The organism is Curtobacterium sp. MCLR17_036 (genome assembly GCF_003234445.2).
Lineage (GTDB): Bacteria > Actinomycetota > Actinomycetes > Actinomycetales > Microbacteriaceae > Curtobacterium.
Genome location: NZ_CP126269.1, coordinates 3,274,313 through 3,287,778 on the forward strand (window position 1 = coordinate 3,274,313; position 13,466 = coordinate 3,287,778).

At 71.8% G+C, this 13,466-nt stretch carries 10 protein-coding genes; 6 read left to right on the top strand and 4 right to left on the bottom strand.

Features of this window, described 5'->3' with window-relative positions; all coding sequences use genetic code 11:
- Position 1 precedes the first annotated feature (1 nt).
- Genes DEI99_RS15395 through DEI99_RS15420 form a run of 6 tightly spaced genes read left to right on the top strand, consistent with a single transcriptional unit; the run spans position 2 to position 5,371 of the window.
- Positions 2-568 (top strand): hypothetical protein, encoded by a 567-nt coding sequence (locus DEI99_RS15395; protein WP_146247062.1) that lies wholly within the window; start codon positions 2-4, stop codon positions 566-568.
- Positions 565-1,650: a hypothetical protein gene (locus DEI99_RS15400; protein WP_111040974.1), complete on the top strand. Its 1,086-nt coding sequence runs from the start codon at positions 565-567 to the stop codon at positions 1,648-1,650. Before DEI99_RS15395 ends, DEI99_RS15400 begins: the two co-directional genes overlap by 4 nt.
- A gap of 24 nt (positions 1,651-1,674) precedes the next feature.
- Positions 1,675-2,514, top strand: a complete 840-nt coding sequence (locus DEI99_RS15405; RefSeq protein WP_111040975.1) for a phosphoribosyltransferase family protein — start codon at positions 1,675-1,677, stop codon at positions 2,512-2,514.
- A complete protein-coding gene (locus DEI99_RS15410) occupies positions 2,511-4,070 on the top strand; it encodes a nicotinate phosphoribosyltransferase (RefSeq protein ID WP_111040976.1) in 1,560 nt (519 codons plus the stop codon). The genes DEI99_RS15405 and DEI99_RS15410 overlap by 4 nt, the downstream gene beginning before the upstream one ends.
- Positions 4,067-4,717, top strand: coding sequence for an NUDIX hydrolase (locus tag DEI99_RS15415; RefSeq protein ID WP_111040977.1), 651 nt, complete (start codon positions 4,067-4,069; stop codon positions 4,715-4,717). The genes DEI99_RS15410 and DEI99_RS15415 overlap by 4 nt, the downstream gene beginning before the upstream one ends.
- Positions 4,718-4,735: 18 nt before the next feature.
- The gene (locus tag DEI99_RS15420; protein WP_071297472.1) at positions 4,736-5,371 is read left to right on the top strand and encodes a pyridoxine/pyridoxamine 5'-phosphate oxidase; all 636 of its coding nucleotides are present in this window, start codon (positions 4,736-4,738) and stop codon (positions 5,369-5,371) included.
- A 223-nt stretch (positions 5,372-5,594) separates the two neighbouring features.
- Here the strand turns inward: DEI99_RS15420 and DEI99_RS15425 are convergent, their stop codons facing one another.
- From DEI99_RS15425 to DEI99_RS15440, 4 genes are all read right to left on the bottom strand, one after another.
- The gene (locus DEI99_RS15425) at positions 5,595-8,030 is read right to left on the bottom strand and encodes a GNAT family N-acetyltransferase (protein ID WP_258369250.1); all 2,436 of its coding nucleotides are present in this window, start codon (positions 8,028-8,030) and stop codon (positions 5,595-5,597) included.
- Positions 8,027-9,436, bottom strand: coding sequence for a lysine N(6)-hydroxylase/L-ornithine N(5)-oxygenase family protein (locus tag DEI99_RS15430; RefSeq protein ID WP_111040978.1), 1,410 nt, complete (start codon positions 9,434-9,436; stop codon positions 8,027-8,029). Before DEI99_RS15430 ends, DEI99_RS15425 begins: the two co-directional genes overlap by 4 nt.
- Positions 9,433-10,854 (bottom strand): pyridoxal phosphate-dependent decarboxylase family protein, encoded by a 1,422-nt coding sequence (locus DEI99_RS15435; RefSeq protein WP_111040979.1) that lies wholly within the window; start codon positions 10,852-10,854, stop codon positions 9,433-9,435. The genes DEI99_RS15430 and DEI99_RS15435 overlap by 4 nt, the downstream gene beginning before the upstream one ends.
- A 159-nt stretch (positions 10,855-11,013) precedes the next feature.
- Entirely contained in the window at positions 11,014-13,455 is a 2,442-nt protein-coding gene (locus tag DEI99_RS15440) for an ATP-dependent helicase (protein WP_111040980.1), read from the bottom strand.
- Positions 13,456-13,466 lie beyond the last annotated feature (11 nt).

Consider the following 13,466-nt stretch of genomic DNA (forward strand, 5'->3'; position numbering starts at 1 on the left):
CGTGCCGGTTCCGAACGACCTCTACCTGGCGATCGAGTCCGATGGTCGCCGCGCCACCGAACCGCACGATCGGGGTCTTCGTGTCGAGTTCGCGTACTCGGTCGCCGATGACCGTCCGGCGACGCGGGGAGTCACGACACGACAGGTGACGCGGCAGTCCCTGCTCGAGGACGAGCGGGGCGGCCGCTTCATCGTGCAGGTCGACGTCGCCGAGGGACACGGGGACGGCGTCCCGATCACGGAGCAACAGCCACGTCGTCCAGGTCTGGTCCCGCTCGCACCGTCCGGCGTCCGAGCCCTCGAGCTGTCCGCCGCCGACGGGATCTGGGGAGACATCGTCAGCAAGCTGGCTCGACCGCACTCGGCGTGGAGGCTCTTCGAAGCATCCGCGGGCGGTTCGAGCTGCTCCGTCGTCATCGACACGGACCCGGACGGTTGGCGGACGCGAGCGGTCGAGGCCCTCGGTCGGCGCCCGCACCCCGAGATCGCCGTCGTCGACTCCCCCGATGCCGTCGCTCGTCGTTGGCGCAGGGCCGCCCGCCACCTGCTGGGACCGACACCCGGATGACCGAGTGGGCACACACGGCGCACCGCGGGAGCGAGACGACCCCGGTCACGCTCACGGTGGACGTCGAACGGTCCGGCACAGGCGGACGGTCCCGCTGCTCCGTGACGGTCGTCATCGACGGTGTCGAGCACGTCGCTGTCGAGCACGATGCCTTCGAGGCGCTGTGCAGGGTACGCCTGGAGCTCGAGCACGAGGGTTGGCTGCTCGGCGTCGAGGGCGCGCGGATCGACGTCTGGCCGAGTGGCGCGGCGCGCGACCAGGGCGGGGGCCTCCGCGCCTACCGACTCCGACAGGGACGCTCCCCTGGGTCGGCGGACCTGGTCGACGTCTTCGCTCCGACTGCCGAGCGCCTCGCCACGGTCGCCGAGCAGCGGGCTGCTGCGGGAGCCGCGCTGCGCGCTCCCCGCGCTGCCGCACCGTACGACGACGTCGACGAGGTGGTCTCGGTCTCCGGACCGTGCGAGCAACTCGTCGTCGACCGGAGCCTGCGAGGCCGCCTCCGCGCAGCACTGTCCGGCGGCCGACCCCACGGCGACGAGCGATGGCAGATCGTGCGATCGATGGCCGGGAACGCGCTGCAGCCGGGCGAGTGGGACGAGGCCGAGGCACTGTCCGACGGCCCCGACGACGTGCGGCTCGTCACGACGATCGGTGCGGACGAGGACGGTGTGCGGTGGTCCGACCTGGTCGACATCGGAGTCGACGACTCCGGCACGCTGCGGGTCCGACGCTTCCGTCGCCGGTACGTCGGCCGGACCCGTGCGCACGTGGAGGTGCTCCTCGACACCCGCGCACAGGGGCAGCCGCCGACGGAGTTCCGACCGACCGACCTGGCAGCGCTCTCCTCGCAACGACAGGTCGACGCGTTGCACCGGTACGTCGACGGCCTCGCCCTGGTGCCGGCACCAGCGGTCGACGCCATGTTCCGGCTCGACCGCGGCCGCGTCCCGACGGGGCGCGACGACGACCAGGGGGCGAACACGACCTTCTCCGGTCTCGCTGGCCACGCGACGTACACGGTGCTCGTGAGCGGTGCCGGGCACGTCCGGATCACCAGGGAGACGGAATTCTTGTCACTATGACAATTACTGTGGTACGGTCGGGTCATGGCAGTCGAACTCAGCACCTGGGACGCCCAGGGCAACCAGACGACACCGACGTTCTCCACCATGCGGTTCCCCGCCGGTGAAGCGCACGTCAAGGTGGCGAACGACACCGCCGAGCCGGGGGGCACCACCGAGATCGCGACCCTGCGCGGCACGAACGGCGACGACCTCCTCATGCTCGGCATGTGGGCGGACGCCGTCCGGCAGCGCGGATCGCGGTCCGTCGCCCTCGTCCCGTACCTGCCCGGCGCCCGGCAGGACCGCGGCCTGCCCTTCGGGGCGAAGGTCTACGCGGACGTCCTCAACGGGTTCCGCATCGACCAGGTGATCGCCTTCGACCCGCACTCCCCCGTGGTCGTCGGGCTGGTCGACCACCTCACGGTGGTCACGAGCGAGCAGGTCGTCCGCGACGCCGTGCTCGACGTCGAGGGCGACGCGTACACCGGCATCATCGCGCCGGACAAGGGCGCGGTCGCCCGGGCCACGGCGGTCGCCGAGTCGTGCGGCCTGCCGCTGTACCGGGCCGAGAAGCACCGCAACCCCGACACCGGCAAGCTCGACGGGTTCTCGTGCGAGCCCCTCCCCGCGGACGGCCGGTTCCTCGTCGTCGACGACATCTGCGACGGCGGCGGCACCTTCATGGGCCTCGCGAGCTCGACCGGGCTGCCGAAGGAGCGCCTCGGTCTCTGGGTCTCGCACGGCGTCTTCTCCGGCCGGGCCCCGCAGCTCGCCGAGCACTTCGGCGAGATCGTCACGACCGACAGCTACCCGGCGCAGAACGACGTGCCGGGCTTGCGCACCGTCCCGCTCAGCCCGTACCTCACGAAGGAGATCCGATGACCACCACCACGACGGGCCTCGAGCCCCGCATCACCACCGCGAGCCCGATCGCACCCCTGTTGGCCGTCGACGGCTACAAGCACTCGCACCGGCAGGTCTACCCGGCCGGGACCACCCGGATCCTCATCAACTGGACGAACCGCTCGAACGCGCACATGCCCGAGTCGACCCACGCCGTGGTCTTCGGTCTGCAGGCGTTCGTCCAGCGCTCGCTCGTCGAGGCCTGGGCGCCGTTCTTCGCCGCCGACGAGGACGAGGTCGTCCGCCTGTTCGACGAAGCCCTGCAGGGCTACTTCGGCCCGAACCACATCGGCACCGACCACGTCCGGGCGCTGCACCGCCTCGGCTACTTGCCCCTCGAGATCCGTGCGCTGCCCGAGGGCACGCTCGCACCGATCGGCGTCGCGACCCTGACCGTCGAGAACACCATCGACGAGTTCTACTGGCTGCCGAACTACATCGAGACCGCCCTGTCCGCCTCGATCTGGCACCCGTCGACCGTCGCGACGAAGGCGCTCGAGTACCGCGACCTCATGGAGGACTGGGCGGCCCGCACCGGCGCCGTCCCCGAGGGCATCGACTTCGCCGCGCACGACTTCTCGTTCCGCGGCCAGTCGAGCATCGAGTCGGCGGCAGCGGGTGGCGCCGGGCACCTGCTCTCGTTCCTCGGCACCGACTCGATGCCGTCGCTCGACTTCATCGACCGCTACTACCCGGGCGACAACGGCTGGGTGGCCGCGAGCGTGCCCGCCACCGAGCACAGCGTCATGTGCGTCCGCGGCGCCGACGGCGAGCTCGAGACGTTCCAGCAGATCCTCGACGTCTACCCGACGGGCATCGTCTCCGCGGTCAGCGACGGCTTCGACCTGTTCAAGGTCATCACCGAGACGCTGCCGCAGCTCAAGGACCGCATCACCGGCCGCGACGGCAAGCTCGTCATCCGCCCCGACTCGGGCGACCCGGTCGACATCGTCACCGGCACCGTGCACGACGTCGACGAGGCCGAACTGTTCGCCGCCGACCGCAGCGACGAGCAGAAGGGCGTCGTCGAACTGCTCGACGAGATCTTCGGCCACACCGTGAACGAGCAGGGCTACAAGGTCCTCGACCAGCACATCGGCGTCATCTACGGCGACAGCATCACGCTCGACCGCGCCCGCCGCATCTACGAGCGGCTCGCCGCCAAGGGGTACTCGAGCGACAACATCGTGCTCGGCATCGGCTCGTACACGTACCAGTACATGACCCGCGACAACCTCGGCAGCGCGGTCAAGGCCACCTGGGCGCTCGTCGACGGCCAGCCCGTCGACATCCAGAAGGACCCGAAGACCGGCAGCGGCAAGAAGAGCGCGAAGGGCCGCATCGCCCTGCACCGTGACGAGACCGGCGAGATCTGGCAGACGGACCAGGCCACGGCCGAGGACGAGGCGACCAGCCTGCTCCAGCCGGTCTGGGTCGACGGACGCTTCACGCGCCTCCAGTCCTTCGCCGACGTCCGGCAGACGCTCCGCGACGAGCGTGCGGCCCGCACCGCACGCCGGGCCGCCTCGGCGTGACGGAGACCGCCCCGGCGGTCCGCGACCAGCCGCTCATCGCGATCGACGTCGTCCCGACGTCGTTCGCGGGGGCGGCTGGTCTGCGGGTCGCCTCCGCCCGTCGGCTGTACGACCCGTTCGCCGGACGGGAGGCCCTTCCCGGCGTGCTCCTGGACGGTTCCGAGATCCTGGCCGACGCTGCGCTGCGCGCCCTGCGCACGAAGGCGGGCATCGGCCCGGCGGCGGTGCGCCACCTGGCGCAGGTCGGCGCGTTCGACGGGCCGGACCGCGACCCGCGGAGCACCGCGATCAGCATCGCGTTCCTGGCGGTCGTCGACCCGCAGGCCGCCCCGGACGCGACCTGGCACGACGTCGGCGAACGCCCGTTCGGCCTGCCGTTCGACCACGACCGCATCGTCGACGCGGCGCTCGAGCACGCCCGCGTGCGCCTGTGGTCGGACGTCCCGCTCACGCGCGCGCTGCTCGGGGAGCGCTTCACCACCTCGGACGCCGGTCGCCTCCGCGCGGCGCTCACCGGGAGCACCCCGGATCCGGGCAACCTCAACCGGATGCTCCGCACCAACCCGGCCGTCGCCCGGGTCGACGCGGCCCCGGCGGCCGGTCCCCGCGGCGGGCGTCCCCCGGCAGCCTGGACGTGGACCGTCTGAGCACGGTTGGGTGGGGGCATGTCCTCTTCGCTGTCCGGTGACGACTCCCTGCACCTGCCCGAGTTCGACGCTCCCCCCGCCGCACCGCTCGACCTCGCCCAGCAGTGGCTCGACGCCGCGGACGAGCGCGACGTCTCCGAGCCGAAGTCGATGACGCTCGCCACCGCCGGCGCCGACGGCCGGGTGTCCGCCCGCACCGTCGACGTGAAGCGGCTCGACGACCGGGGACTCGTCTTCGGCACCTCGACGCTCAGCCCGAAGGGCCGCCAGCTCGCCGAGAACCCGCACGCCGCGTTGCAGGTCTACTGGCGCGAGACCATGCAGCAGCTCCGGTTCGAGGGCCGGGCCGTGCAGTTGTCCGACGACGAGTCCGACGCGCTGTTCGCCGACCGGTCGCCGAAGTCGCGCGCCGCCACGGCGATCGCCGACCAGTCCGCCGTGCTCGAGCCGCGGACGCTCCAGGACCTCATCGACGACGCCAACGTGCTGCTCGACGAGTCCGACGACGACGTGCCGCGCCCCGCGGGGTGGGTCGCCTGGCGCCTCGAGCCCGAGCTCGTCGAGTTCTGGCACGGCAGCCGCGACCGGATGCACCGCCGCCTGCAGTACGCGCTCGCCGACGGCGCCTGGTCGGCCACGCGCCTGCAGCCCTAGGCGGGTTCGCTCGCGGTCGGTCCCGCTGCCACCACGACGGCGTCGTGCGGTGCGCCCGCGCATCGCGGCACCGCCGCACCGCCGCACCGCCGCGCCGCCGCCGCAGAACCAAAGTGCACTCGAACCGCGGGATTCCGCGGCGCGAGCGCACTTCGGTTGTGCAAGTGGGAGCGGAACCGGCCGACGTGACGCCGACGCAGAGCGAGCGCGGAACGGAACCGCCCTACCGCCCGATCGGGTTCGGCATCGCCCCCGCCCGGATGAGCGACGCCGCCTGGTCCGCCAGGTCGACCATCGACAGGGTGTTCCGCAGCTGCAACCGGTTCAGGCACGAGTGCTCGAACGTCGACACCCGCAGGTCCAGGGGACGACGGCGGTCCGGGTGCGCGGCGGCGTGCGCGTCGATGCACTCCCCGACGACCTGCCAGAACCGGGCCTCCGGCAGCACCCCGTCGTCGTCCAGGATCGCGGCGACGAACCGCAGCACCCCGTCGAACACGTCGGTGAACACGGCGAGCGCCGCTTCGTCGTCGGACACCGGGTGCACGATCCGCTCGATGTCGGCGGGGACCGGGCGATCGTCGTGCCGCCCGAGCACCACGACCTCCTCCCCGATGTCCTTCATGACGGCACGGACCACGACGCCGTCCCGCACGACGAGCACCAGGTTCTCGCCGTGGGGCATGAAGGCCAGGTCGTGCACGGTCAGGCAGTGCACGACGGGCAGCAGGTACGCGTCGAGCCAACGCCGCACCCACTCGTCGGCGGGCAGCTCCGACGCCTCGATCAGCGCTGAGACGACGGCGTTCCCCGCGGCGTCCCGGTGCAGCAGCGCCGCCATCGTCAGCAGTCGTTCGCCGTCCGTCACCCGCGGCAGCGGGCTCTCCCGCCACAGCGCCGCGAGCATCTTCCGCTGCGGCGAGGATACGTCCACCCGGTGGTACGCGTCCCCCGTGTACCCGATGGACGCGTGCTCCCGCAGGACCGAGAAGCCGGCAGCGGCGAGCGTGGTGTCCCCGGCGACGATCCCGGCGACCCAGTCGTTCACCGCCGGGGTGTTCCGCATGTACGCGGGCGACATCCCCCGCAGGAACCCCATGTTCTGCACCGCGAGCGCCGTCTTCACGTACGAGCGTGTCGGCTCGGTGCGGTTGAACGCGGTGCGGATGGACTGCTGCGGCTGGTACTCGTCGGACACCTCGCCCAGGTCGACCAGGTCCTGTCGGCCCAGGTCGGGCGCGAAGGTCACGGCGATCCGGTGCTGCCACTGCCACGGGTGCACGGGCAGCCACACGTAGTCGTCGGGGTCGAGCCCGCGACGCTCCAGCGTGCCCCGGAAGCCGGCCACGACGTCCGCCGACAGCTCCGCCTCCCAGTGCGCCTGCTCGGTGCGGTCCGCCGCGAGCGCCAGGTGCGTGTGCTCGCGTCGGGCGGCGAGCCACCGGTACCGGAACCGCCCGCCGGACTCGGGCGCGAACGCCCGGTACTCGTCGAGCCCGAACCCGATCCGCCCGTTCGCGGCGACGAAGGCCGGGTGCCCCTCGGTCATGGCCGACTCGACGTCCTGGAAGGAGGCGACAGCGGCGTCGACGGATCCCCCGGACCGCCCGCGCGCGAGCTGCGCCGCCGACGGCCCACCCTGCCGGTGCTTCGCCGCAGCACTCGCCAGGGTCGAGGCGATCTCCTCCAGGTACGTGCCCAGCAGCTCTTCGGGGATCCCGAGCACCTCCCGCAGCTCCAGCACGAGGTCCTGCGCGCTGAGCGGCGCCGGCACCCCCGCACGGGTCCGCGTCAGCGAGGCCTCGTCGATCGACCAGTGCTCGAGCACGTGCTGCCGCGCCCGGAACCGGTAGGTCGACTCCCCCGCGTCGAGCCGCCAGCCGTCCCCGTCCGGCACGGGTGCGATCAGCCGTTCGTGGGTGAATTCCGCGATCGTCTTCGCGACGAGGTGCCGTTCCGCGGGCTCCAGGTGCTCGGGCCGCAGGTGCGCGGCCGGCCCGTCGTCGTCGGGGACGCCGATGCGGTCGGTGTCGAGCACCGACAACAGGGCCCGCTTGCCGTCGACGTCCACCTGTCGCAGCGCACGGAACCCGACCTCGGCGTTCTTCGCCTGCACTGCGGTGTTCCGCACGTCCGGTTCGACGACGACCCGACGCGCACCGAGGGCGTCCCGGCAGTGCTCGACGACAGCCCGCATCACCGCGCTCGTCAGGCCGTGCACACGTCGCTCAGCGGGCGCCGGCGCGACGAGCAGGTGCATGCCGACGTCGCCCGGCTCCGCCACCCACACGTCGGCGAGCAGGACGGCGGCGGGGTCGTAGGTCTCGGCCAGGAAGCACGGTTCGCCGTCCCGGCGGCCGAGCCACGCTGCCTGCGCCGGGTCCGCCTGCACGCCGGCCAGGTAGGTGCGCACGCCGTCCACGTCGAGGTCGCCCATCTGCCACCACGACGACGCCGGGTGGGCGAGCCACGACTGCACGACGGCGGCGTCGCGTTCCGGGTCCACGGGTTCGACGGTCAGGAGGCCCGCGTCGGCTCCCACAGGCGCGGTCGATCCGTGCGCGTCCACCGTCGCAGTGCCCTCGACACCGTTGCCCTCGACGCCGGTCACCACCACACCGGCGCCCGCCGCACCGGTGCTGTGGACGACGGCGCTCATGCGGACACCTCCGCACGCTCGGTCGTGTGCCCGGCCGGCGCGCTGTGCGCGCTGGCGGGTGGGGCCGTCGACGGCGCTGCTGTCGGCTGCCCCGAGGCGGGCAGGCCGAACTCCTGGAAGGCGATCCGGGCCTCCAGGCCGTACACGGAGCGACCCGTGACGGACCGGATGATCGACGCGTTCCGCCACGCACCCATGCCGAGGTCGGGCGCGGTCAGGCCGTGCGTGTGCTCCTCGGCGTTCTGCACCCAGATGCGCCCGCCCAGGGTGTCCACGTGGTGGTCGCGGGCGACGGCCAGGCGACCGCGGGAGTCGCGGGCGACGAGGTGCTCGACCGGGTCGAGGAACCGCGGGACCCGCGGGGTGTACCCGGTGGCGAGCACGAGCTGCTCGACCTCGTGCTCGTACGTCTGGTCGAGCTGCTCGTGGCGGAGCGTCAGCCGGTACGTGCCGCGGTCGGCGAGCCAGGCGGCGTCGACGACGCTCGTCTCGGTGCGCAGGCTCGTCGGGATGGGGCCTCGTGCGCTGATCCGGTAGAGCTGGTCGTACAGCTCGTCGACCAGGTCGGCGCTGATGCCCTTGTACAGGCCACGCTGCTCCCGACCGAGACGGTCGCGGACGCCTTCGGGCAGCCCGTGGAAGTGGTCCGTGTACTCCGGGCTCGTCATCTCGAGGGTGAGCTTGGTGTCCTCCATCGGGAAGAACCGGGGCGAGCGCGTGAGCCAGTCGAGGCGGTAGCCGTCCTGCCGGATGTCCTCGAGCAGGTCGCGGTAGACCTCGGCGGCGGACTGCCCACTGCCGATCACCGCGATCGAGCCGGCACCGCGGAGCGCGTCGCGGTTCGGCAGGAAGTCGGCCGAGTGGATCGCCGGGCCGTCGATGCCGCGCAAGGGGGCGGGGACGGACGGCTCGGTGCCGATGCCCACGACGACGTGCCGTGCGCGGTACGTCTCGGCGCCCTGGTCGGTCTCGGCGTGCACCGTGAACGTGTCGGTGACGGGGTCGTGCTCGACGGCGGTCACCCGGCGGCCCCACCGCAGGGTGTCGAGCCGGTCGGCGGCCCAGCGGCAGTAGGCGTCGTACTCGCTGCGCAGGGGGTGGAAGTCCTCGCGGATGTAGAACGGGTACAGGCGCCCGGTCTCCTTGAGCCAGGCGAGGAACGAGAACGGCGAGGTCGGGTCGGCCATCGTCACCAGGTCGGCCAGGAACGGCACCTGGATCGTGGCGTCGTCGAGCATCATGCCGTGGTGCCAGGCGAAGCCGTCGGCGGCGTCGAGGAACACCGCGTCGAGGTCGTCCAACGGGTCGGTCAGGCAGGCGAGACCGAGGTTGAACGGCCCGATCCCGATGCCGACGACGTCGTGCACGGGGCGGTCGGCGGCCCGGCGGTCGTCAGCGGCGGTCATCGCGTTGCTCCTTCCGGGGCGGTGGTGGTCGCGCGGACGCGTGCTGCCGTCGCGGCGACGTGGTCGAGCGCGGCGCGCATCTGCGCCGGGGTCGTCTCGGGGTTGAGCAGGGTGAGCTTGTTGCACGGGCGGCCGTCGATGACCGTCTTCGCGATGAGCACCCGGCCCTCGGCGAGCAGGGCCGCGCGGATCGGGGCGACGAGCGCGTCGGCCTGGTCGTCGGTGACCCCGGCGGGCTGCCAGCGGAACAGGACCGTGCTGAGCTGCGTCGGCGCGACGAGCACCAGGTCGGGGTGCTCCTCGACGATCCGGTGGGTGTCCGCGGCGAGGTCGATGACGGCGTCGAACGCCGCTCCGATGGCGTCGGCCCCGGACGCACGCAGGGTGGCCCAGAGCTTCAGGGCGTCGAACCGGCGGGTGGTCTGCAGCGACTTGTCGACCTGGTTCGGCTCGGCGGCGTCCTCGGGGTTGAGGTAGTCGGCGTACCAGGCGGTGCGGCGCAGGTCCTCCGGGTGCTGCACGAGCAGGGCGCTCGAGGACACCGGCTGGAAGAACGACTTGTGCAGGTCGGTCGTCACGCTCCGCGCCCGCTCGATGCCCGCGAGCAGGTGTCGACGGGTCGGGGACACGAGCAGCCCGCAGCCGTACGCGGCGTCGACGTGGAGCCAGACGCCCTCGAGATCGCACACGTCGGCGATCGGCTCGACCGGGTCGATCACCCCGCGGTCGGTGGTGCCGGCGGTGGCGACGACGGCCATCGGCGTCTGCCCGGCCGAGCGGGCGGCGGCGATCGCCTCGGCGAGGGCGGCGGGCACCATCCGGCCGGCGTCGTCGGTGGCGACCGCGACGACGGCCTCGAGCCCGAGCAGCCGCGCGGACTTCGCGATGCTGAAGTGGGTCTCCGCCGTGGTGAACACGGTGCCGCTGGCCCCGAGGGCCTCTCGTGCCAGCAGCAGGGCCTGCAGGTTCGACTGCGAGCCGCCCGAGGTGAAGATGCCGTCACCCGCGGCGAACCCGATCCGACCGGCGAGCCAGGCGACGACGTGCCGCTCGATCTCGGTGCCGATCCGGGACTGGTCCCAGGTGTCGACCGAGGGGTTCACGGCGGCGAGCACGGCCTCGGCAGCGACCGCGGGCAGCGCCACCGGGCAGTTCAGGTGCGCGAGGTACGCCGGGTCGTGGAACCAGACCGCTTCGCGGACGAACAGGTCGTCGAGTTCGGCGAGCGCGCGGTCCGTCCCGAGGGGTTCGGCGTCGAGGTCGACCGCCTGCACCCGGGCCCGGAGGACCTGCGGAGCGGTGTCGGTCGTCGGGCGGTCAGCGGCGGCGAAGCGGTCGGCCAGGCGGTCGACCGTCGACGTGACGCTGGAGCGGTACCGCTCGGCGGTGGCGGAGGTCAGCAGTTCGATGGGTGTCACGTTAGGTAAGGCTAACCTCACCGCTACTCCGCTGCCACCCGAACAGGGGTGGACTCCCAGGTCTCGGGCGTGCCGCACTGCCGTCCGGGCGCGACGAAGGCGCCCCGACGGGCGAGCAGCGGGTGAACGGACGTTCAGTCGTCCGTCGGCGACCTCGGGCTAGAGCTTCTCGATCGGAGCGATCTTGATGAGCAGCTTCTTGCGGCCGGCGGAATCGAAGGCGATCTCGGCGATCCGCTTGGCGCCCTGGCCGGTCACCGCCGAGACGGTCCCCTCGCCGAAGTCGACGTGCGAGATGCGGTCACCGGCTGCCAACTCCATGTCGCCGTTGTCCCGGACCTGACCGGAGACCCGGTTCGCCCACTCGGTCTTCGGACGGGTCTTCGACGCCGCGGCGGCACGGTCGTACGAGCCGCCGCCCCAACCGCCACCGCCGCGGTAGCCACCACCGCCGCCGCCCGAGCCGCCGTCACGCTTGGCGTTCAGCGCCCGGGGCTGCGTGCCGCCACGGCTGTTCGCCATGCCCGGCGACTGCTTCCACTCGATGAGCCCCTCGGGGATCTCCTGCAGGAAGCGCGACGGCATGGCCACGTTGACGTCGCCGAACTGCGCGCGGGTCATCGCGAGGGACAGGAACAGGACCTTCTTCGCGCGCGTGATCCCGACGTAGAACAGCCGGCGTTCCTCGGACGGGCCGCCCGGCTCGGCGGCGGACATCCGGTGCGGCAGCAGGTCTTCCTCGACACCGGTCAGGAACACCGCGTCGTACTCCAGGCCCTTCGCCGTGTGCAGGGTCATCAGCGAGACCGTCCCCGACGAGTCGTCGAGCTCGTCCGCCGCGGCGACGAGCGAGACCTCGGTCAGGAAGTCGGAGAGGGTGCCCTCGGGGTTGTTCTTCTGGAACTCGCGCGTGACGGCGACGAGTTCGTCGATGTTGTCGGCGCGGGCGGCGTCCTGCGCGTCGGGCGACTTCCGCAGGTTCTCGAGCAGGCCGGAGCCGTCGAGGAGCTGCGTCAGCGTGTCGACGACCGGCTGCGTCGGCGCCTTCTCGGAGACGGTGTCGAGCAGCCCCGCGAACTCCGTGATGGCGTTCCGCACCTTCGGGCCGAAGCCGAGTTCGCCGGCGTGCCGCAGCGCGTCGCGCATCGTCGTCTCGTGCTCGTCGGCGTAGCGCTGCAGGGTCGTCTCGGTGACGGCACCGATGCCCCGCTTCGGCACGTTGAGGATGCGCCGCAACGCCATCGGGTCGGCGGGGTTCGCGACCGTGATCAGGTACGCCATGGCGTCCTTGATCTCGGCGCGCTCGTAGAACTTCGTGCCGCCGAGCACCCGGTACGGGATCGCCGCACGGATGAAGATCTCCTCGAGCGCACGGGTCTGCGAGTTCGTCCGGTAGAACACCGCCATGTCGCGGTAGTCCATGCCGTCCTCGCGCAGGCGCTGGATCTCGTCGGCGACGAACTGGGCCTCGTCGTGCCCGGTGTACCCGGTGAAGCCGACGATCTTCTCGCCCGCGCCGACGTCGGTGAACAGGCTCTTCGCCTGCCGGTCGAAGTTGTTCGCGATGACGGCGTTCGCGGCGTCGAGGATGTTCTGCGTCGAGCGGTAGTTCTGCTCGAGCAGGATCGTCTTCGAGTTCGGGAAGTCCCGCTCGAACTCGACGATGTTCCGGATGTCGGCCCCACGGAACGCGTAGATCGACTGGTCCGAGTCGCCGACCACCGTCAAGGAGGCGGGGGCGATCGAGCCGTCGGTCTCGCGCATGCGGGCGACGTGCTGGCCGGCGTCCTCGAGCTTGTCGACCTGCTCGACCGGCACCGGCCGCGTGAGTTCGCGGATCAGGGCGTACTGCGCGTGGTTCGTGTCCTGGTACTCGTCGACCAGGATGAACCGGAAGCGGCGCTGGTACAGGGCGGCGACGTCCGGGAAGGCGCGGAACAGGAACACCGTCTGGCCGATGAGGTCGTCGAAGTCGAACGCGTTCGCCCGACGGAGCTCGTTCGTGTAGCGCCGGAACACCTCGGTGAACATGACCTCTTGCGGGTCGTTCGCGTTGATGTTGCGCGCGTACGTGTCGATGTCCTGCAGCTCGTTCTTGAGCTTCGAGATCTTCGACGCCGCGGCGCCGACGGTCAGCCCGAGCGAGTCGGCCTCGAGCTCCTTGATGATCCGCTTGAGCAGGGCCCGCGAGTCGGCGGAGTCGTAGATCGTGAACGACTGCGGGAACCCGAAGCGCTCGGCCTCGCGGCGGAGGATCCGCACGCAGGCCGAGTGGAACGTCGAGATCCACATCCCCTCGGCCTCGCCGCCGACCAGCGCACGGACGCGCTCGCGCATCTCGGCGGCGGCCTTGTTCGTGAACGTGATCGCCAGGATCTGCGACGGCCAGGCCTCGCGGTTGGCGAGCAGCAGCGCGATGCGCCGCGTGAGCACGCTCGTCTTGCCGGAACCGGCTCCGGCCACGATCAGCAGGGACTCGCCGCGGTACTCGACGGCTTCCTTCTGCTGGGGGTTCAGACCCGCGGTGAACGGGTCCTCGTACGCACGGGCACCGGCGCCCGGCTCGGGCGTCGATTCGAAGGGGTCGAGCACGATCGTCATGTCCGGGACAG